This is a genomic window from Streptomyces sp. CB02009 (genome assembly GCF_001905825.1).
Taxonomy (GTDB): Bacteria; Actinomycetota; Actinomycetes; order Streptomycetales; family Streptomycetaceae; genus Streptomyces.
In genome coordinates, this window is the sequence record NZ_LIVV01000001.1 from 1,458,505 (window position 1) to 1,475,626 (window position 17,122).

The 17,122-nt window shown below is 72.3% G+C and carries 18 protein-coding genes and 1 pseudogene; 9 read left to right on the forward strand and 10 right to left on the reverse strand.

What is annotated here, in order from left to right; genetic code table 11:
- Nucleotides 1-330: 330 nt before the first annotated feature.
- The 5 genes and pseudogenes from AMK27_RS44475 to AMK27_RS06480 form a co-directional block, all read right to left on the reverse strand.
- Nucleotides 331-438: pseudogene (locus AMK27_RS44475) on the reverse strand (AraC family transcriptional regulator); the annotation flags it as partial.
- A 38-nt stretch (nucleotides 439-476) separates the two neighbouring features.
- Nucleotides 477-620: a hypothetical protein gene (locus tag AMK27_RS42655; RefSeq protein WP_158076904.1), complete on the reverse strand. Its 144-nt coding sequence runs from the start codon at nucleotides 618-620 to the stop codon at nucleotides 477-479.
- Nucleotides 621-800: 180 nt separating this feature from the next.
- On the reverse strand, nucleotides 801-1,568 hold the full coding sequence (locus tag AMK27_RS06470; RefSeq protein WP_073903359.1) for an anti-sigma factor: 768 nt from the start codon (nucleotides 1,566-1,568) through the stop codon (nucleotides 801-803).
- Complete coding sequence (gene sigK / locus AMK27_RS06475; protein WP_073903362.1) at nucleotides 1,565-2,131, reverse strand: ECF RNA polymerase sigma factor SigK; 567 nt, start codon at nucleotides 2,129-2,131, stop codon at nucleotides 1,565-1,567. Before sigK ends, AMK27_RS06470 begins: the two co-directional genes overlap by 4 nt.
- Before the next feature lie 161 nt (nucleotides 2,132-2,292).
- Entirely contained in the window at nucleotides 2,293-2,727 is a 435-nt protein-coding gene (locus tag AMK27_RS06480; protein ID WP_079188229.1) for an ATP-binding protein, read from the reverse strand.
- Nucleotides 2,728-3,009: 282 nt separating this feature from the next.
- Between AMK27_RS06480 and AMK27_RS06485 the strand changes: the two genes are divergently transcribed.
- The 4 genes from AMK27_RS06485 to AMK27_RS06500 all read left to right on the forward strand — a co-directional run bounded on the left by AMK27_RS06485 (nucleotide 3,010) and on the right by AMK27_RS06500 (nucleotide 7,008).
- Nucleotides 3,010-3,402: a hypothetical protein gene (locus AMK27_RS06485; RefSeq protein ID WP_073903367.1), complete on the forward strand. Its 393-nt coding sequence runs from the start codon at nucleotides 3,010-3,012 to the stop codon at nucleotides 3,400-3,402.
- 238 nt (nucleotides 3,403-3,640) lie between these two features.
- Entirely contained in the window at nucleotides 3,641-4,918 is a 1,278-nt protein-coding gene (locus AMK27_RS06490) for an extracellular solute-binding protein (protein ID WP_073903370.1), read from the forward strand.
- A gap of 295 nt (nucleotides 4,919-5,213) precedes the next feature.
- On the forward strand, nucleotides 5,214-6,170 hold the full coding sequence (locus AMK27_RS06495) for an endonuclease/exonuclease/phosphatase family protein (protein ID WP_073903373.1): 957 nt from the start codon (nucleotides 5,214-5,216) through the stop codon (nucleotides 6,168-6,170).
- A 193-nt stretch (nucleotides 6,171-6,363) separates the two neighbouring features.
- Complete coding sequence (locus AMK27_RS06500) at nucleotides 6,364-7,008, forward strand: dihydrofolate reductase family protein (protein WP_073903376.1); 645 nt, start codon at nucleotides 6,364-6,366, stop codon at nucleotides 7,006-7,008.
- Between the two features lie 21 nt (nucleotides 7,009-7,029).
- Here the strand turns inward: AMK27_RS06500 and AMK27_RS06505 are convergent, their stop codons facing one another.
- A complete protein-coding gene (locus AMK27_RS06505; protein ID WP_073903379.1) occupies nucleotides 7,030-7,941 on the reverse strand; it encodes a LysR family transcriptional regulator in 912 nt (303 codons plus the stop codon).
- 296 nt (nucleotides 7,942-8,237) lie between these two features.
- Between AMK27_RS06505 and AMK27_RS06510 the strand changes: the two genes are divergently transcribed.
- Complete coding sequence (locus AMK27_RS06510; protein ID WP_241847329.1) at nucleotides 8,238-9,152, forward strand: YncE family protein; 915 nt, start codon at nucleotides 8,238-8,240, stop codon at nucleotides 9,150-9,152.
- Between the two features lie 115 nt (nucleotides 9,153-9,267).
- Here AMK27_RS06510 and AMK27_RS06515 read toward each other — a convergent pair whose 3' ends face one another.
- Nucleotides 9,268-10,155, reverse strand: a complete 888-nt coding sequence (locus AMK27_RS06515; protein WP_073903385.1) for a LysR family transcriptional regulator — start codon at nucleotides 10,153-10,155, stop codon at nucleotides 9,268-9,270.
- Between the two features lie 145 nt (nucleotides 10,156-10,300).
- Between AMK27_RS06515 and mgrA the strand changes: the two genes are divergently transcribed.
- The 3 genes from mgrA (at nucleotide 10,301) to AMK27_RS06530 (ending at nucleotide 13,267) form a co-directional block, all read left to right on the forward strand.
- Nucleotides 10,301-11,293, forward strand: a complete 993-nt coding sequence (gene mgrA, locus AMK27_RS06520) for an L-glyceraldehyde 3-phosphate reductase (protein ID WP_073903388.1) — start codon at nucleotides 10,301-10,303, stop codon at nucleotides 11,291-11,293.
- A gap of 464 nt (nucleotides 11,294-11,757) precedes the next feature.
- Nucleotides 11,758-12,495, forward strand: a complete 738-nt coding sequence (locus tag AMK27_RS06525) for a VOC family protein (protein ID WP_073903391.1) — start codon at nucleotides 11,758-11,760, stop codon at nucleotides 12,493-12,495.
- A 214-nt stretch (nucleotides 12,496-12,709) separates the two neighbouring features.
- The gene (locus AMK27_RS06530; protein ID WP_073903394.1) at nucleotides 12,710-13,267 is read left to right on the forward strand and encodes a hypothetical protein; all 558 of its coding nucleotides are present in this window, start codon (nucleotides 12,710-12,712) and stop codon (nucleotides 13,265-13,267) included.
- 135 nt (nucleotides 13,268-13,402) lie between these two features.
- Here the strand turns inward: AMK27_RS06530 and AMK27_RS06535 are convergent, their stop codons facing one another.
- Nucleotides 13,403-14,212 (reverse strand): hypothetical protein, encoded by an 810-nt coding sequence (locus AMK27_RS06535; RefSeq protein WP_198955798.1) that lies wholly within the window; start codon nucleotides 14,210-14,212, stop codon nucleotides 13,403-13,405.
- 99 nt (nucleotides 14,213-14,311) lie between these two features.
- Here AMK27_RS06535 and AMK27_RS06545 point away from each other — a divergent pair, with 99 nt between their 5' ends.
- Nucleotides 14,312-14,944, forward strand: coding sequence for a hypothetical protein (locus tag AMK27_RS06545; protein ID WP_073903400.1), 633 nt, complete (start codon nucleotides 14,312-14,314; stop codon nucleotides 14,942-14,944).
- 27 nt (nucleotides 14,945-14,971) lie between these two features.
- Here AMK27_RS06545 and AMK27_RS06550 read toward each other — a convergent pair whose 3' ends face one another.
- Nucleotides 14,972-16,201, reverse strand: a complete 1,230-nt coding sequence (locus tag AMK27_RS06550) for an FUSC family protein (protein ID WP_073903404.1) — start codon at nucleotides 16,199-16,201, stop codon at nucleotides 14,972-14,974.
- A 118-nt stretch (nucleotides 16,202-16,319) separates the two neighbouring features.
- Nucleotides 16,320-17,060: a class I SAM-dependent DNA methyltransferase gene (locus AMK27_RS06555; RefSeq protein WP_073903406.1), complete on the reverse strand. Its 741-nt coding sequence runs from the start codon at nucleotides 17,058-17,060 to the stop codon at nucleotides 16,320-16,322.
- Nucleotides 17,061-17,122: the final 62 nt, after the last annotated feature.

Consider the following 17,122-nt stretch of genomic DNA (forward strand, 5'->3'; position numbering starts at 1 on the left):
GGATCGAGGAAGGTCCGAACTTGCTGGTCCTCCAGGAACTCCCGCGGGGTAAGCGCTTCCTGACCTTCCCTCGGTCCGCTCCTCCGCCGTACGGGGCGCGCTGGAGCGGAGGTTGGCCCCTGAGCGGGCGGAGCGCACGGCTGCCCGCTCGGTGGCGGTCACCATGAGTGACCTTTGCGAACGCGCAGACAGGGTGCCGCCCTCAGGGCTCAGCCGCGTGCGCGGGGAGAGGGAAGGCGGCGGGCTGGCGGCGTAGGAGAGGAGGCCCACCCTCCGTTCGCGCCCCACGTGTACGAGACCGGACAGCCGTCCCGTCGTGCGCGTCCAGCTGGTCCGCCGGTACGTGCCGGGTGCCATGTCATGGGTGCGTGTGAACGCGTTGGCGAAGGCGAACTCGGAGGTGCGGCCCACCTGAGCGGCGACGGACCGCGACGGAGCGTCCGATGCGTGCGGCAGGCCGCGGAGCGCCCCGGGCGTCAATGCGCGGCGGCGCCGCTCTCGGCGTGACGGGCGGCGGTCTCGTACGGCGACTCCTCCTCGGAACCGGAGGCGGGAAAGACGCCCCTGGCAGCCTCCCGCCGTGCCTGTTCCATCAGCCGGCGGAACTCCTCCTCGGTCATCTCCTTCACCTCCCGGCCCCTCCGCTCGACGCTGTGCCCACTCTTGATTCGTTGCCGCGGCACCCATGGATGGGAGGACGCGACGACAGCAGATGCGGGCTCCCCGCCCACGGGCACACCGCGGCCCCGGCTGACCCTTGCCACCGCTCACGCCGAACAGCGCCGTACCGGGCCGTACCCCTAGGCCTTGGCGCTGATGGGGATGATGCCGAGGGGCTCCGTGGTCGGCTGCTCGGAGCCGCCCGCGGGCTCGACCGTGATGCCGACGGCGACCGCTTTGCCCAGGGGACCGTCGAGGACGTGCGTGGCCCGGTCACCGGTGTCGTCCAGCAGACCCGCCGGGCGCAGGTCGCCGGCCTCACCGGCGTACCAGAGCTCGTACACCCTGTCGCTCGGCAGCGCCGGGAGGCCGCGGGCGGTGAAGGCGGCCTTGGCCTCCGTGCGCGAGACGACGACCGCCGCCTCCGCCCCGTCGGAGAGCTCACCGGTGTGCACGGTGGCGTCGGGGGCGGTGAGGATGTCAGCGAAGGCTCCGCCCGCGGTGCGGGCCTGCTCCAGGGCCCGGGCCGTCTGGGCCCGCGCCTCGTCGGCCTCCTCGTGCTCCCGGACGGCGAGGGCGCCGAGCGCGGCCGCCGCCACCACGCTTGCGGCGAGCGCGAGACGCAGCCCGTTCCGGCGGAGGGACCCGCCGCGGGAAGGGGCCGTGCGCGGCCGCCGGTCCTGCGGGATACGGGACACCTGATCCATGACACGGACCCGCAGGTCCTCGGGCACCGGAGCCGTCTCGGCGGCGGCGAGCCGGGCCGCGGTCGCCTCGAACACGGCGACGTCCCGGCGGCAGACCTCACAGCCGGCGAGATGGTTCTCGAAGGCGGCCTCCTCCGTCGGGGTGAGGGCGTGCAGCACGTACGCTCCGGCACCGAGGTGCGGATCCTCCGACGTGGTCATGATCCGGCCTCCAGACAGGCGCGCAGCTGATCGAGGCCCTTCCGCATGCGGGACTTCACCGTTCCCTCGGGAGTGGACAGCGAGCGCGCCACCTCGAGGCAGGTCATCCCCTGGTAGTAGGCGAGCACCAGCGGTACCCGCTGGAGGCGGGCGAGGGCCGCAAGGCAGCGGTGCACCCGGCGTCGCTCGTCGAGGCTCTCGACGGTCTCGGCGACCTGGTCGATGTCCCGGTCCGGCGAGAGCATCCCGGCCCGCACCTCGCGGTCCTTGCTCGCCTGGACGGAACGCACCCGGTCCACGGCACGCCGGTGCGCGAGGGTGAGCACCCAGGCCTTGGCCGTGCCGAGGTCGGGCCGGAACCGGTCCGCCGTCCGCCACACCTCGATCATGACGTCCTGCGTCACCTCCTCGGCCTGGCCGGCGTCGCGCAGGATCCGGCAGGCCAGCCCCATCACCGACTGGGCCAGTGCGTCGTAGACGCCGGCGAACGCGTCCCGGTCACCGTTCGCCGCCCGGAGCAGGAGCGTGTCGAGATCGGCGTTCGGTTCACGTGCGTGAGGCAATGGTCTTCCCCCATCGTGCCTCTGGTGGTCGGTCGCCCGGGCGTGTGGCGCCGGGTCGCCCTGCTCGGAGCGGCCCGACCTGTCCGACTCTGCCGCCTGAGGCGAGGTCGTGCCGCGTGGCCGCGCCAGCCGGGTGAGTCCGGCCCGGGCCCGGGGGCCCCTCACGGCGGCCTGCCGCGGTCGTGCGCCGGGGTGTCGACCCGCAGTGCGACATGGATCGTCTTTCCGCCGATACGGGGGACCACCCTGACGGAGTCGCCGAGCCGGCGCATGATCTCCAGGCCGAAACCGCCTCGCTGGTCGCCGTCGAAGGGCCGGTGGACGTCGGGCAGCTCCTCGCTGTGGTCGCTCACGGCGATGTCCAGGGACCCGCCGTCCTCGGCGAGCGTCAGGAGGCACGGGCCGCGGGTGTGGCGGACGGCGTTGGTGACGAGCTCGGACACGACGAGGACGGCGTCCGCCGTCCGGGCGCATTCGGCCGCCTCCAGCCAGCGGACCGCGAGGCCACGGGCCACGGCCGGACTCCGCAGGCCCCAGGGAAGGGCCACGACAAGGCGCGTCGTGCTGGACGCTGTGGGTGATGCGGTGAGAGTCATGACCGCTCCCTGGAGACGGGTACGTCCTGTGTGAGGGATTCGTAGCCGTCCCCGGCACGGATGACCGATCGGCGGGGCGGGCGTCTCCCGGCGGAGCGGGCGTCCCGGACCGCATCAGGCCCGTGCTCGCGCGGACACGGGGCATGTTTTCCGGCGCTCCGTCATCTGCCGGTGGCCCGGCTCCGAATCACTGATGACCCCGCACGGCGAGAGGGCCGTCCGAACTCCACGGCGCCGTTCGACGTGCTCAAGGAAGTCGACCAATCGAGGGAGGTGTGTCTGATGACCGCGTCCATGCGCGCCCGTCGTCTGGTGGCAAGCGCCGCAGCGGCGGGACTGCTGGCGGGCGGCGCCGCGCTCGGCATGTCCGGCACGGCGACCGCAGCACCCGCGCCCACATCCGTCGCGACCGTCGTGGCCGGTGACGGTCAAGGCCACCACGACCGTCATGACCGGTGCGAGTGGAAGAAGGGGCACTGGGAGAAGAAGTGGGTGAAGGGCCACTGGGAGAAGAAGTGGACCTACCACAAGACGTGGCACCCCGGCCATCACGACAAGCACGGTGACTGGCACAAGGGCTCGTGGAGCCACGACCGCCAGTACAAGTGGGTCTACGTCCCCGCCCACTGGGACCACCACTGGGTGAAGGGTCACTGGGACTGCCACCACCGGTGACCACCGGTGAACGGCTGATCCCGAACTCCTGCCGTCGAGGGCCGGGCCTCGTGCCCGGCCCTCGACGCGCGGCGGAGCGGTCTACGCGCGTCGTCATTCTTTTTCGGACTATGAGAAAGCACCACGCCTCATCGGCGTAGTTGGAGAAGTTTCCACAATCTTCCCTCAGGGGGCGCCATGGGTCCCGACCCGGGAGAGAATCCGGACGCACTGTCCAAATGAATTAGAGGAACGATCCGTGCGACCAAGACTCTCCGGCGCAACCGCCTCCGCGGCCGCACTCGGACTACTCGGCTCCCTCGTCACCGCCTGCGGCTCGTCCGGGAGCAGCGACGGGACGGTACTGCGCCTGGTGGCGGCCGAGTACGGAAACAGCCCGGAGACCAGCTCCAAAGTGTACTGGGACAGACTGACCGCGGATTTCGTCGCCGCCCACCCCGGGAAGAAGGTCGAGGTCACGCTCTACCCGTGGGCCGACGTCGACCGGGAGGTCACCCGCCTCGTCGAGGAAGGAAATGCCCCGGACGTGGCGCTGATGGGCGCGTACTCCGACTTCGCGGCGCAAGGCCGGCTTTACGGCGCGGACGAATTGCTGCCGGTGCGGGTGGAATCGAACTTCCTGCCGCCGCTCGTGGAGGCGGGTTCGGTCGACAACACGCTCTACGGATTCCCCTTCGTGGCGAGCAGCCGGCTGCTTTTCTACAACAAGGAGCTGTTCGAAAAGGCGGGGGCGGAGCCGCCGAAGACCTGGTCCGATCTCGAAGAGGCGGCCGAGGCGCTGAAGAAGGAGAGCGTGCCCTACCCGTACGCTCTCCCGCTCGGCCCCGAGGAGGCCCATGCCGAAGCCCTGATCTGGGAGCTGAGCAACGGTGGAGGCTACGCCGGCGAGACCGGCGGATACGACATCGCCTCCGACCGGAACACCCAGACGTTCCGGTGGATCAAGAAGAACCTCGTCGAGCCCGGCCTGACCGGCCCGGTCCCGCCGGCCAAACTCAACCGGAAGGATGCCTTCGCCGCCTTCCTGCGAGGTGAGGTCGGCATGCTCAACGGCTACCCCTCGCTTCTCCATGAGGCAAGGGCGAAGGGCATCAAGGTCGGCACACTGAGCATGCCGGTGTCGGACACGCTGAAGGACGGTCAGCCCACGGCGTCGGCCGGTGTCGCCGACTGGATGATGGCCTTCAAGCGCGACGGCAATCGCGAACTGGTGGGGGACTTCCTGGAGTTCGTCTACGAGGACAAGAACCTCAGCGCGTTCGCCAGCCGCTACCACCTGCTGCCCTCGACGGTGACCGCGAGCCTGGCATCGAAGGACGCGGCGGACCCCAGCAACGAGCAGTTCCTGGACGCCCTGAGTGTCGCCGAGCTCTACCCGGTCAACGAACCGTCGTGGCTGCAGGTGAGCAACACCATCAAGCGGAACATCGGCCGGGCCGTCGAGCCGTCGGCCGATCCGAAAGCCGTCCTGGACGGCATAGCCGACGAGGTCCGGGAGATGTCCTCCCCGTCGTGACCTGACGTCACCTCGGCGCGTCGGTGCGCCAGCGTCATCTCGGCGCGTCGGCGTCGCATACAGCGCCGACGCGCCGAGATGACGCGGAAACCGATTCGCCCGGCGACTCGTCCTGGGAGACGGAGCCGAGTGGACGGGAACCAGGGTGGAGCGGGCGGACAGCGGTCTGACATCGATGCTGAAGGTGACATCGATGCTGAAGGCAGCGGTGTCGTGGAGGGTGCGGCGTCGGGTCGGACGCCGGCTTCCGGGTGGTGCGGGCGGGGGAGGGGCCGCGGGAGGCAGGTCGGTCCGCGTGAGGGCCGCGCGCGGCCGGTCGGTCCGGGCACGGGGGCGGGGCTGCGCGGCAGGCGCGGTGCTGACGGCCGGACTGCTGGCGTTCCACCGGGCGGTACCCAACTCCGTCGGCCGGCTCGGCAGTCTGCTGGAGGTGTTCCTGCCGTGGCTCGGCCTGGTGGTCGTGGCCCTGTTCGGCGTGGCCCTGCTCCGCCGTTCGGCCACCGCGCTGGTGGCCCTCCTGCTGCCGGCGGCGGCCTGGACGTACCACTTCGGCGGGCTGTTCCTGCCTGGCGGGAAGCCTGGCGGGCACGATCTGGTGGTGGTCCAGCACAACGTCAGCGACGAGAACCCCGACCCTGCGGGCACGGCCCGTGCCCTGGCCGACGCAGGGCCCGATCTGATCGCGCTGCAGGAACTGGTCTCCCCGGCGCTCCCGGTCTACGAGAGGACGCTCGCCGCGGCCTACCCGTACCACGCGGTCCGGGGCACCGTCGGGCTGTGGTCGAAGCATCCGCTGACCGGTGTCAAGCCGCTGGACATCAAACCGCAGGGGGTTCCCGGACCCTGGAATCGCGGGATGAGGGCCGTGGTCCACACGCCGCGGGGGGAGATCGCCGCGTATGTCGCCCACCTGCCCTCGGTCCGCGTCCGGGCGAGCGGCCTCGCGTCCTCCCCGCGTGACGAGAGCGCCGGCCTGCTGGGCCGGGCCGTGGCGGCCGAGGAGGTGGGCGCAGTGGTCCTGTTGGGCGATCTCAACGGCACCGTCGACGACCGCGGGCTGGCCCCGCTGACCTCACGTCTGAACGCGGCGGAGCGGGGCTTCGCCTTCAGCTTCCCCGCCGCGTTCCCGGTGGCCCGGATCGACCAGGTCATGGCCCGCTCGGCGACCGTCGCCCACATCCGGGCTCTGCCCGCCACCGGCAGCGACCATCTGCCGGTCGCCGCGAGGATCACCCTGCGTCCACCCGCCTGAGCCGCCGTGGCGGTCCGGCCCCGGCCAGCCACGGCCACGGCGGCCGGTCCGGCCCCGGCCGGCCCGCCGCCCGCTTCCGCCGGACGGCCCAACCGTCGACCGGGCGGGCCGGGTTCCGCCGCGTCGGTGGAACGGCGGCCGACCGGCAGGGGCTATCTCTTGACGGAGACAACCGACGCATCGGGAGCAAGCCATGGGCCTCATCACCATCGAGATGTTCGCGACCCTCGACCTCGTGGGGCAGGCGCCCGGCGGCCCTGAGGAGGACCCGGCGGGATTCCCGTTCGGCGGCTGGCAGGCGCCCCTTCTGGACGAGGTCGGCGGGGCGCAGATCGGCGCCGCGTACGAGGGCACGGACGCCCTCCTGCTCGGCCGGCGGACGTACGACATCTTCGCCGGGTACTGGCCCCATCAGAGCGGCGGCGAGGACGGCGGGATCGCCGCGCTGTTCAACAGCATCCCGAAGTACGTGGCGTCGCGCGGTACGCCCGACCTGCCGTGGGAAGGGTCCACGCAGCTCGGCCCGAACCTCGCCGACGCGGTGCGCGAGATCCGTGACCGGCATGAGGACGTGAAGGTCGTCGGGAGTCTGAACCTCGTGCAGACCCTGCTGCGCGAGAGGCTCTTCGACCGTATCGACCTCTGGTTGCACCCGGTGGTGCTCGGCGTCGGGAAGAAGGTGTTCGAGGACGGCGCGGTGCCCACCAACGTCACGCTCCTCGCGCCGCCCGCGGCCGGCCCGTCGGGCACCGTGTTCCTGCGCTACGGGATCGCCGACGGCACGCCCTCGACGGGGGACATGAGCCTGCCCGATCGCGGTCTCGGGAGCAACGGCTGAGGCCGGGCCGGGCTGCGGGGGTCAGTGCGCGTCGTCGCCGGGTCCTGCCGGGGCGAGGACGGACGCGGCCAGGTGCTCGCGGAACCAACGATGGCCCGGGTCGGCCGAGTTGCGCGGATGCCAGGCCATCCCGAGGTCCAGGGGCGCCAGGTCGAGCGGGATGGCGAACGTCCGCAGTCCGAGGGCGGAGACGGTGTCGGGGAGCCAGTCGGCCAGGCTGAGCGCGACGAGGTCGGTGTCCCGGGCGAGCATCATCGCGCTCGTGTGGCTGGGGACCACGATCGCGGTCCGGCGCCGCAGTCCGCGTTCCGCCAACGCGTGATCGATGGGCCCGAGGCGCTTCCCGAGACGGGAGATGCCGATGTGGTCGGCCGCCGCGAACCGGCGGGCGTCGATCGGCCCGTCGAAGAGGGGATGGTCCTGGCGGGCGATGCCGACCGGCGTCATCCGCCTGAGCTGCCGGGTCCGGATCTCAGGGTCCAGGTGTCCGAGGACGCCGAGTTCGACGTCCACCCAGCCCTGGCGCAGCCCGGGGCCGCCCTCGACCGCCTCGGGCAGGAAGACGACGTCCACCTGCGGGGCCTCCGCGTGGATCCGCTCGGTCAGGTGCGCGGCCAGTCCCACCAGGAGCAGGTCGGCCGCCTGCACCGTGAACGTGCGCTGGAGGTGGGCGGCGTCGAAGCCGGGACCGGGCCTCAGGACGTTCTCGCAGCCGCGCAGCAACGCGGCCACCTCTTCCCGGAGTTCCAGGGCGCGCGGGGTCGGGACCATGCCCTGGCCGGCCCGGACGAGCAGCGGGTCGCCGACCGCTCGGCGGAGCCGGGCCAGGGTGCGGCTCACCGCCGCGGGCGAGGTGCCGAGGAGTTCCGCTGCCCGGGTCACGCTGTTGTCCTGGAGCAAGGCGTCCAGAACACGCAGCAGGTTGAGGTCCATCACGAGCTCCTGAGCTTCTGAACTGCAGTTTTGCGTCCGGGGCAATGATTGGATGCTCATCTTTGCATTGTTGTGGCGCTCGGCGGCCCCGAGAGTGGAGACGCCCGCGGGAAACCCACCGCGGCAAACCTCCCTCCGCCCCGTCTCAAGGAGCCGCTGTGCACCCGTCACCCCGTACCGGTCGAGAAGGCGATGTCCTGGCCGTCGTCAGTCAGAGCGGGCCGACCGTTTCGTTCTTCGACGCCGGGTCGGACCGCCATCTCGGCCACGTACAAGTCCCCTCCGAACCTCATGAGTTGTGCTTCGACGCGGAGCACCGGCTCCTGTGGTGCACGCTGACGTACCACTCGGGCTACTACCACGCGAACGGCGGCCGACGCACCGACCTGGCCGTCATCGACCCCGACACCCGCCGGATCGTCGAGATCGTCGACATCGGCCCGGAACACGGGCCGCACGGCCTGGCCCTCGACCCGACGCGCGGCCGGATCTACGTCAGCGTGGAGGGCGCCGCGGACCGGCCCGGCGGCGTCGTGGTGATCGACACGGCGACCCGCCGCCCCGTAGGCAGGATCGACACCGACGCGCCCGGCCCCCACTGGTTCGCCGTCGACCCGGCGGGCAGGACGGGGTATGCGACCAACAAGGAGGCGCCGTTCGTATCGGTCGTCGACCTCGAACGGGGCGTCCTCACGGCGAAGGTCGCGGTGCCGGGCAGCGAGGGCCTCGCCGTCTCGGCCGACGGCACGCAGGTCTTCGTCGCCGGGCCCTACGGGGACTTCTCGCCCGCCGCCGAAGCGCGGCCGGCCACGGGGATCCGGGTCATCGACACCCGCACCGCCTCCGTCGTCGACACCCTGCCCACGGAGGACCTCGTCCTGCCGGTGCATCTGACCTCGACGGGGAAGCTCCTCGCGGGCGAGGTGCGCATGGCACCCGATCCCGGGTCGCGACTCGGCCGCCACGCGCCGGGCCGCCTCACCGTGTTCGCCGTCGACACCCGCAAGCCGGTGGGCGCACTCGACGTCGGGCTCTTCCCGCTCACCATCACCTCGTCCCCCGACGGCCGACTCGCCTATGTGGCCTGCGCCGTCTCCTCCACCGTCGACGTCATCGACCTGGAGACGCTGGACCGCCTGGCCCGACTGGACATCGCCAAGCTCGGCGAGGCCGGCGCGCACGGCCTGGCGTACCTCCCGAGCCCGGCCTGATCCTTGAGTGCGTCACGCGTGCCCCATGCGTGCCCCGCGCGTGCCCGCTACCGGACACCGCTCCCACCCCGGGGGACACCCGTGGCGCGAGTGGCGCGAGTGTCTCCCTCGTACGTCAGGGGGTGGTGCCCCGCTCCAGGAGCGTCATCAGCGCGCGGGCCGCCGGGCTGGTCGCCTGCGGTGGGGGCAGCAGGGCCACGGTCTCGTAGACGGACTCGCCGGTGCCGGCCAGCGGGACGGCGTGCAGGGACTCCCGCTTGTGCCGGAAGTGCCGTGGTACGGCGGCGACCCCGAGGTCCTCCTCCACCAGGTCCAGGAGGCTGTGCACGTCGTTCACCTCCAGGGTCACCGTGCGCGGGACGTCCGCGCCGGCGAAGGTCGCGTCGGTGGCCCGTCGCGGCCCCCAGCCGGGGTGGAAGTCGACGAAGTCCTCCTGCGCGAGGTCCCGGAGCGCGAGCGCCGGCCCGGCCGCGGCGAGCGGGTGCTCGGGATGGCACAGCAGCGTCATCGGCTCGGCTGCCAGCGGCACCGAGCGCAGCTGCTCGGAGTCGGCCCGCGTGCGGTAGGCGAAGGCCAGGTCGAGGCGGCCGGCGGCGACGTCCTCGGCCAGGGTGAGGCCGCCCTCCTGACGGAGCCGTATCTCCACCTCGGGGTGCCGCCGCCTGAACGCCGCCAGAAGCCCTGCCACGGGCACGCCGGCGACGCACTGCTCGGCCCCGAGGCGGAGCGTGCCGCGCACGACGCCCTGCACGGCCGCCACCGCCTCGTGAGCGGCCCGCACCTGGGCCAGGACGCGCTCCGCCTCGACCAGCAGCGCGCGCCCGGCCTCGGTCAGCGTCACCCTTCGGGTGCTCCGTACGAACAGGGGAGCCCTCAGATCCCGCTCCAGGGACCTGATCGACGCGGACAGACCGGACTGGGAGACCATGAGCCGCTCCGCGGCCCGCGTGAAGTGCCGGTCCTCGGCGACGGCGACGAAGTGCTGAAGATGCCGCAGTTCCATGACTCAGAAGCCTACGCTCTGAATCCCATCGGATTCTCCTGTTGGATTCATGCCGGGGGAGAGGGGAGATTGGTGGCGGCACGACCACCTCCCCGCCGTCCCCGCCCGCCGGGGCCGCCGCCCCCGCACCAGCCATGGAGCCGCGTTGTACACCGCACACGCCGACCGCTACGCCGACATGCCCTACCGCCGCACCGGGCACAGCGGCCTGAAGCTCCCCGCCCTCTCCCTGGGCCTCTGGCACAACTTCGGCCCCGACCGCACGGCGGAGACCCAGCGCGCCATCCTCCGCCGCGCCTTCGACCTCGGAATCACCCACTTCGACCTGGCGAACAACTACGGCCCCCCGCCCGGCGCAGCGGAGTCCGCCCTCGGTGACTTCCTGCGCACGGACTTCGCGCCCTACCGCGACGAACTGGTCGTCTCCACCAAGGCCGGATACCTGATGTGGCCGGGCCCGTACGGCGAGTGGGGCTCCCGCAAGTACCTGATGTCGTCGCTCGACCAGAGCCTGCGCCGGCTCGGTCTCGACCACGTCGACATCTTCTACTCGCACCGCTTCGACCCGGAGACCCCGCTGGAAGAGACCATGGGCGCCCTGCACTCCGCGGTCCAGCAGGGCAAGGCCCTGTACGTCGGCGTCTCCAACTACTCCGCCGAACAGACCCGTGAGGCGGCCCGCATCCTCGCCGAGCTCGGCACACCCCTCACCCTTCACCAGCCGCGCTACTCGATGCTCGACCGGCGCCCCGAGGAGGAGGGCCTGCTCGACGCCCTCGACGACCTGCGGATCGGCTCCATCGCCTACTCGCCGCTGGAGCAGGGCCTGCTCACCGGCCGCTACCTGAACGGCATCCCCGAGGACTCCAGGGCCGCGAGCGACAGTCCCTTCCTGAACCGCGACGCCGTCACCGAGGACCTGGTGACCCGCCTGCGCGCCCTCGACGACATCGCCGCGTCGCGCGGCCAGACCCTGGCCCAGCTCGCCCTCGCCTGGGTGCTGCGCGGCGGCCGGGTCACCTCCGCGCTGGTGGGAGCGAGCAGCGCGGGACAGCTGGAGGACAGCGTGGCCGCCCTCCGCAACCTCGACTTCGACAGCAAGGAACTGGCCCTGATCGACGAGCTGACCCGCCCCTGAACCGCGAGGGCCCTCCTTGAACCGCGAGGGCCCTGGGAGCAGGAGGGCGACGCCAAGCCGTCCGCCGCGGCTTCGCGGGAAGCCGCGGCGGACGGCTCCGGTCCGTCGTCGGCGCCGGCCGATCCCGTGCCGGAGCCGACGACGGCCGATCCCCGGCCCGAGGCGACGACGGCCGGTCCTCTCCCGAGCCGACGGCCTCTCCCACGCCGGTCACGCCCCGACTCACCGCGGTGACCGTCGACGACTGGCGTTACCGGTATGCCTGGAGGGGCTTCGCCACGGACGTCGACGGTGCCGGCGGGCAGTACGACAAGCCCAGGAGGAGCAGGAGGAGCAGGAGGAGACGGCCGAGCCGGAGACGGGTCACACGCCGCCGCCCATCCGCTACCTGTGACTCCCCGGCGGTGACCGACGCCCCTCCGCCGCACGGCGGATCGGCCGGCGGCAGCTTCTAGGATCTGCGCATGGCGACAAGACTCGTGCAGATCAACATGAAGGCCCAGGACGATGCCGCGCTCGGCCGGTTCTGGGCGGAGGCGCTCGGCTGGGCCGTCGACAGCGAGGGGCCAGGCGTGACCAACCTCGAACCCGTGGGATTCGCCTACCCCGACCCCGCCGCCGTCTGCATCGACATCGTCGCCCGTCCGGAACCCAAGACGGTGAAGAACCGGGTGCACCTCGATCTCGCCACCACCTCGCCCGCCCATCAGGCGGAGCTGGTCGCACGTCTCAGGGATCTTGGTGCGACGCTGGCCGACGTGGGCCAGGGCGACGTCCCGTGGACGGTCATGGCCGACCCGGAGGGCAACGAGTTCTGCGTCCTGGAGCCCCGCCCGATCTACCAGGACACCGGGCCGATCGCCGCGGTGGTGGTCGACTGCACCGACCCGCGGGGCATGGCCCGGTTCTGGGACCGGGCGATGGACTGGACGCTGCACGAGGTCACCGACGACCACGCGTCCCTGCGGTCCGCTGCAGGCGTCGGCCCCTACCTGGAGTTCCTCCGTACCCCCGACGCCAAGAGCGGGTGGAACCGCGTCCACCTCGACGTCCGCCCCTACCCGGGTGACGACATGGCGGCGGAGGAAGCGCGACTGCGCGCCCTGGGCACCACCGATCCCGGCATCGACCAGGCCGCGATCTCCTGGACGGTTCTGGCGGACCCGGAAGGCAACGAGTTCTGCCTGCTCACTCCTCGCTGACCGGACGCGCCGGCCGGCAGCTGCCCGGCATCCTCCCGGCAGCCGGCCGCCGCGCCCGCAGGGGGCGCGGCCGGGTGCCCGCAGGGGTGCCGGACGGGTGTCGAGCGCCCGTATCCGGCCACCGTTCGCCGCTGCCGTCGGCGCCGATGTGACCCCCGTGCCATGGGAGGGTATGACCAAACCATCACACCCCACGACCGAACGGACCCGTGACTTGAGCAGCCTCCCCGGATCGCGCCTGCCGGGCAGAACCTGGACCGTCCGCCTCACCGGACACCCGGACCACTCCGCCACCGTGGCCTGCAGCACCGCGGCGTGCCGGATGCCTCCTCGCTCCAAGGACCTCAACGCCCTGCGCCGCTTCGCACAGCAGCACGTCCAGGCCCACGCACGCTCCGCCACTCCGCGCCCCAACGCCACCTGCGCCTGCGGAGCGGCCGACTGCCGCCACCACACCACCAGGACGACATGCACGGGCCGGACCCTGCTGGTCCTCATCCACAACCGGATCGTGGGCGACGTGTGGACCCTGACCGAGGTCTGCCAGGCCTGCGCTCCGCACATCGTCAACGCCACCCTCCTGCCGGGCGCCGTCGCGCCGCCCGGCATCCCGGTTCCCGCAGCCGCCAATCCCGCGCCGCCGGCACCGGTTCAGGCCACCTTCTCCTCCCCGCAGCCGACCGACGCGGACGACGTCTCCGCCGCGCGCCGCAGCCAGCGCCCCCCGCGCGCCCGCCGAAGCCGAGGGGCGGAGAACCGCCGAGGCCGGTGACTCCATCGCCCGAACGCCGAGGCCGGTGGCTCCGATCTCCCGAACTCCGCGGCCGGTGAGCCTGATCGCCCGAACGCCGAGGTCCGTCCGGCGCCTCGCCCCGTCCCCGGTGTCGTAGCGAGGACTCCGACGCCGTCAGTACGCCCCGAACGACCAGAAGACGCCCACCTCGTCGTCGTTCACCGCGATCAGTCCCAGGTCGTCGAGAAGGTCGAGCCCCTTGAGGTATTCGGACGTGAGGAAGCTGTGGGATCCGGTCCCTTGGAGACCTGCCGCGACGAAGTTCGGAGCCGGGTCCGACGCGGCGGCCGTCGCGTTGGTCCAGTAGCGGGCGCTGGGACCGTACCGGTCGAGCAGCGTCCGGGCGTCCGCCAGGACCGCGTTCAGGTCCGGGCGGGATCGCACCGGGGCGGGCTCCGACTGCCATTCCTCGGCCATGACGGCGAGCGCGGCGACCGCCGCCTCCGCCTCCAGGGGGTACAGGCGGCGGGGCAACTCCGACGAGTCCGGGGGATCGAAGGGGTAGGCAGGCGCCGTGTGGCGGGCGGAGTTCGTGCGGTCCCCGTCGATGCGGATCCAGCCCCGCGGGTCGGGGACCGACCGGTGCAGTACGGCGAGGACGTCGCGCGCCCAGTCCTCGTACCGCCGCGGTCCGGTGGCGGCGAAGGTGTACGTGTCGCCGAGCAGCCGCAGCGCCGCCGCGTTCCAGGGGCAGCGGCGGGAGCGGACCTCCGTCAGAAGGTCGCCGATGTGACGGGCGAAGACGTCCTTCGGCTCGCGCGGGATGCGTCGGAGCCGGTCGACGGCCCAGGTGGCGAGCTCGTCACCCTCATCCGCCGCGGGGGCCACCGGGTCGTGGACGAGCGGCAGGTCCCTTCCGTCCCACAGCGCCTCCAGGTGTGCTTCGAGCAGGTCCAACGCGGGCCGGTCGGCAGGCAGGGGCATCGCGCAACTCTAGGCTGCCGCGGTCACCTGCCGAACCGCGGCGGGAAGTAGTGACAGTTTTAGCTGTCGGAGCTCGCGTGTGACAGGTACGCTTGTCGCATGATGGACGCGACCGCAGTGCCGACCCCCGACAGGAACGACGAGGACTTCTGGACCGCCGCCGCGGCCCTGGTGGAGCCTCCCTGGAGCGAGCCCGACCAGGGCGACGCCTTCACCATGGACGAGAGGGTCCACGACGCCGTGCGCGCCCTGGCCGAACGGATCTCGACCCGCGCGCAGGCCTACCGCGCCGCCGACAAACCCCTCGACCCCGTGCTCATGGCATCGCCCGACGCGCAGCTGGCGCTGCTCCGCGCGCTCTACGAAGCCAAGCAGTCCGTCGAACGGCTGGCGGAGAGCGCCGCCACCGTCGCGGGCCGCAGCGGGGCGAACTACGCCCAGCTCGGTGCCGCCTGGGGCGGCATCAAGCGCCAGTCCGCGCGTCTCAAGTGGCCCCACGCCGTGGTCAGGAAGGCCGCGAGCGAGTCCATCCCGTTCCACCACGCGGGCGGTACCGCCGCGGTGCACCACGATGCCGACGCCGACGCCTGGTGGTACACCGCCACTGGCGCGGACGGCAGGGAAACGGAGTCCGAGCCCGTCCACCGCACCTACGCCGAGGCCATCGCCGGAGCGACCGAGTACCTCCTCGCACACGCCCTGCCCGGCCGGCAGGCGCCCGCAGGAGACTGACCGGTACGGGTCCTCAGCGGTGAACGGTCATCCGCCGGTACGAGTGGACCGTCGTGCGTCCCGCCGGTGACGGAGGGCGAGCCGGCGCCGGCGGTCGCTGCTCTCGCGGACCCGCCGGTCGAGCTCCTCCATCAGCCGTCGCCCGCGGTGCTCCGGGTCGAGCTCGTCGAGGATCCGGTCGATCTCGGTCAGCAGCGCGCCGTACAGCTGCCAACGGCCGGGATTGGCCAGAGCCAGGGCGAGGAGCCGGTCGGCGGCGTGGTCCCTGCAGGCCCTGGCCGCCCGCAGCTCGCCCGCGAGCCGGGTCTCCGCGGCTTCGGCGTCCTCACTGCCCTGCGTGGTGACCAGGACGGCGAAGCTGACGAGCGCGTCGGCCGTGTACTGGGCGGTCTCGCGTACGGCCAGGGCGGCCGGCTCGGGCAGCAGCGGGTCCCCGTTGCGGTGTTTCGCCAGATCGGTGAGGGTGCGGGCCAGGACCCGCAGGACGACGGCGCAGATTTCCAGGGTGTCGAGGCCCGTACGCAGCACCACCCGGTGCAGCAGTCCCTCCTTGACGCGGGGGTTGAGCCGCAGGCTGTCCTCCGCGGTGCGCAGGGCCCCGTCGACGTCGGCGACGTCGTTGTCCAGGCGCCGGGCCTCGTGGAGCCGGGTCGCCGCCCGCTCGACGGGCGGCGCGCCGGTGAACTCGTCCGCCACGTCCAGGAGCAGCAGCCGCATCCGCCGGGCGAGGTCCTCGATGGAGTCGCCCGCGCTGTCGACCCAGACGGGCGGTGCCAGGAGGAGGTTGAAGAGCATGCCGACGACGGCGCCGATGAGCGTCTCAAGGACACGGTCCCAGGCGGTGTCCGACACCTGGGTGACGCCGAGGACGAGCATGGCGCTGATGGCGACCTCGGGGATGAACTCCTCGACCCTGACGAGCCTGCCGACGAGGAGCGAGGCGAGGATCACGAGGGCGAGGCTCCACCAGGAGAGGCCGACGACGACGCTGAACGCGATGGCGATCAGGACCCCGACGACGACCGAGTTCACCCGGCGCAGGCTGGTGGTCACGGTGGAGTAGAGCGTGACCTGGACGACGAGGAGAGCGGTGAGCGGCGCGGTGAGAGGGGCCGGTTCGCTGCTGAGGCGCAGGGCGACGACGTAGCTGAGCGTGGCCGCCGCCGCGGACCGTACGGTCTGGACCGCGAAGGGGTCCCGCCGGAGGCGCGCGAACACCCCGTCGCCCCGGTCCCGCCGTCCTCGGCCGCGCGCCACGCCCCACCTCGTCCCTTCGCCGCCCCGCAACGCCTCTGGACGGACCGCCTGCCCGGACGGCCCCGGGTTCAAGCGGGGGTACGCCCGGGCGGACGAGGGATCACCACCGTTTCGGGGCTCAGACCGGCTTGCGCCACACCGAGATGTGCTTCGCGGAGTCCTGGGTGAACGGCGTCCCGTCCCAGTCCGCGACGCGACGTTCCCTCTCGAGGCCGGCGAGCCGCGCCATCAGGTCGAGCTCCGCCGGCCAGGCGTAGCGGTGCCGGGAGTCGTCGCGGCGGTAGCGGCCGTCGTCACCGTCGCGGGTGAGGTGATGGGAGACGAGCACCTGCTCGACGAGGTCGAACGTGTCGAAGCCGATGTGCCCGTCGGAGACGTCGAACGGCACCGCCACCTGGCCGGGCGGCAGGAACCGCAGCGGCGGCACGCCCAGCTCGATGACGAATCGGCCGCCGGGCTCCAGATGGCGTGCGGCGTTGCGGAAGCACTCGACCTGCTCGTCCTGCGTCAGCAGGTTGGTGATGGTGTTGTACACGAGATAGACCAGGGTGAACCGGCCGGGAACGACGGTGGTGGCCATGTCCCCGATGACCACGGGGAGCGTGTCCTCGTCGACCTTGCGCCGCAGCACCGCCGCCATGGGCTCGGACAGTTCGATGCCCACGACCGGCACGCCGCGCTCCCGGAGCGGGACGCCCACGCGTCCGGTCCCGATGGCGAACTCCAGTGCCCGGCCGTCTCCGGCGAGCTCGGCGAGGAACGCGAGAGTCGGTCCGAGAGCCTCGGCCGATGACATCTCGGCCTCCTCGGTGTCGTAGCGGTCGGCGGTCGCACGGGTCCACAGCTCACTGCTCGTCACGGGCGGCCACTGTGCCGGGTTCCGAGCGGCTCTGTCGACGCATTTACCTGCCGCGAGCGTGG

Coding starts and splice junctions, on each gene's coding strand:
- AMK27_RS42655 (WP_158076904.1), bottom strand. CDS start 620: ATGACCGAGGAGGAGTTCCGCCGGCTGATGGAACAGGCACGGCGGGAG.
- AMK27_RS06470 (WP_073903359.1), bottom strand. CDS start 1,568: ATGACCACGTCGGAGGATCCGCACCTCGGTGCCGGAGCGTACGTGCTG.
- AMK27_RS06480 (WP_079188229.1), bottom strand. CDS start 2,727: ATGACTCTCACCGCATCACCCACAGCGTCCAGCACGACGCGCCTTGTC.
- AMK27_RS06485 (WP_073903367.1), top strand. CDS start 3,010: ATGACCGCGTCCATGCGCGCCCGTCGTCTGGTGGCAAGCGCCGCAGCG.
- AMK27_RS06500 (WP_073903376.1), top strand. CDS start 6,364: ATGGGCCTCATCACCATCGAGATGTTCGCGACCCTCGACCTCGTGGGG.
- AMK27_RS06505 (WP_073903379.1), bottom strand. CDS start 7,941: ATGGACCTCAACCTGCTGCGTGTTCTGGACGCCTTGCTCCAGGACAAC.
- AMK27_RS06515 (WP_073903385.1), bottom strand. CDS start 10,155: ATGGAACTGCGGCATCTTCAGCACTTCGTCGCCGTCGCCGAGGACCGG.
- AMK27_RS06525 (WP_073903391.1), top strand. CDS start 11,758: ATGGCGACAAGACTCGTGCAGATCAACATGAAGGCCCAGGACGATGCC.
- AMK27_RS06535 (WP_198955798.1), bottom strand. CDS start 14,212: ATGCCCCTGCCTGCCGACCGGCCCGCGTTGGACCTGCTCGAAGCACAC.
- AMK27_RS06545 (WP_073903400.1), top strand. CDS start 14,312: ATGATGGACGCGACCGCAGTGCCGACCCCCGACAGGAACGACGAGGAC.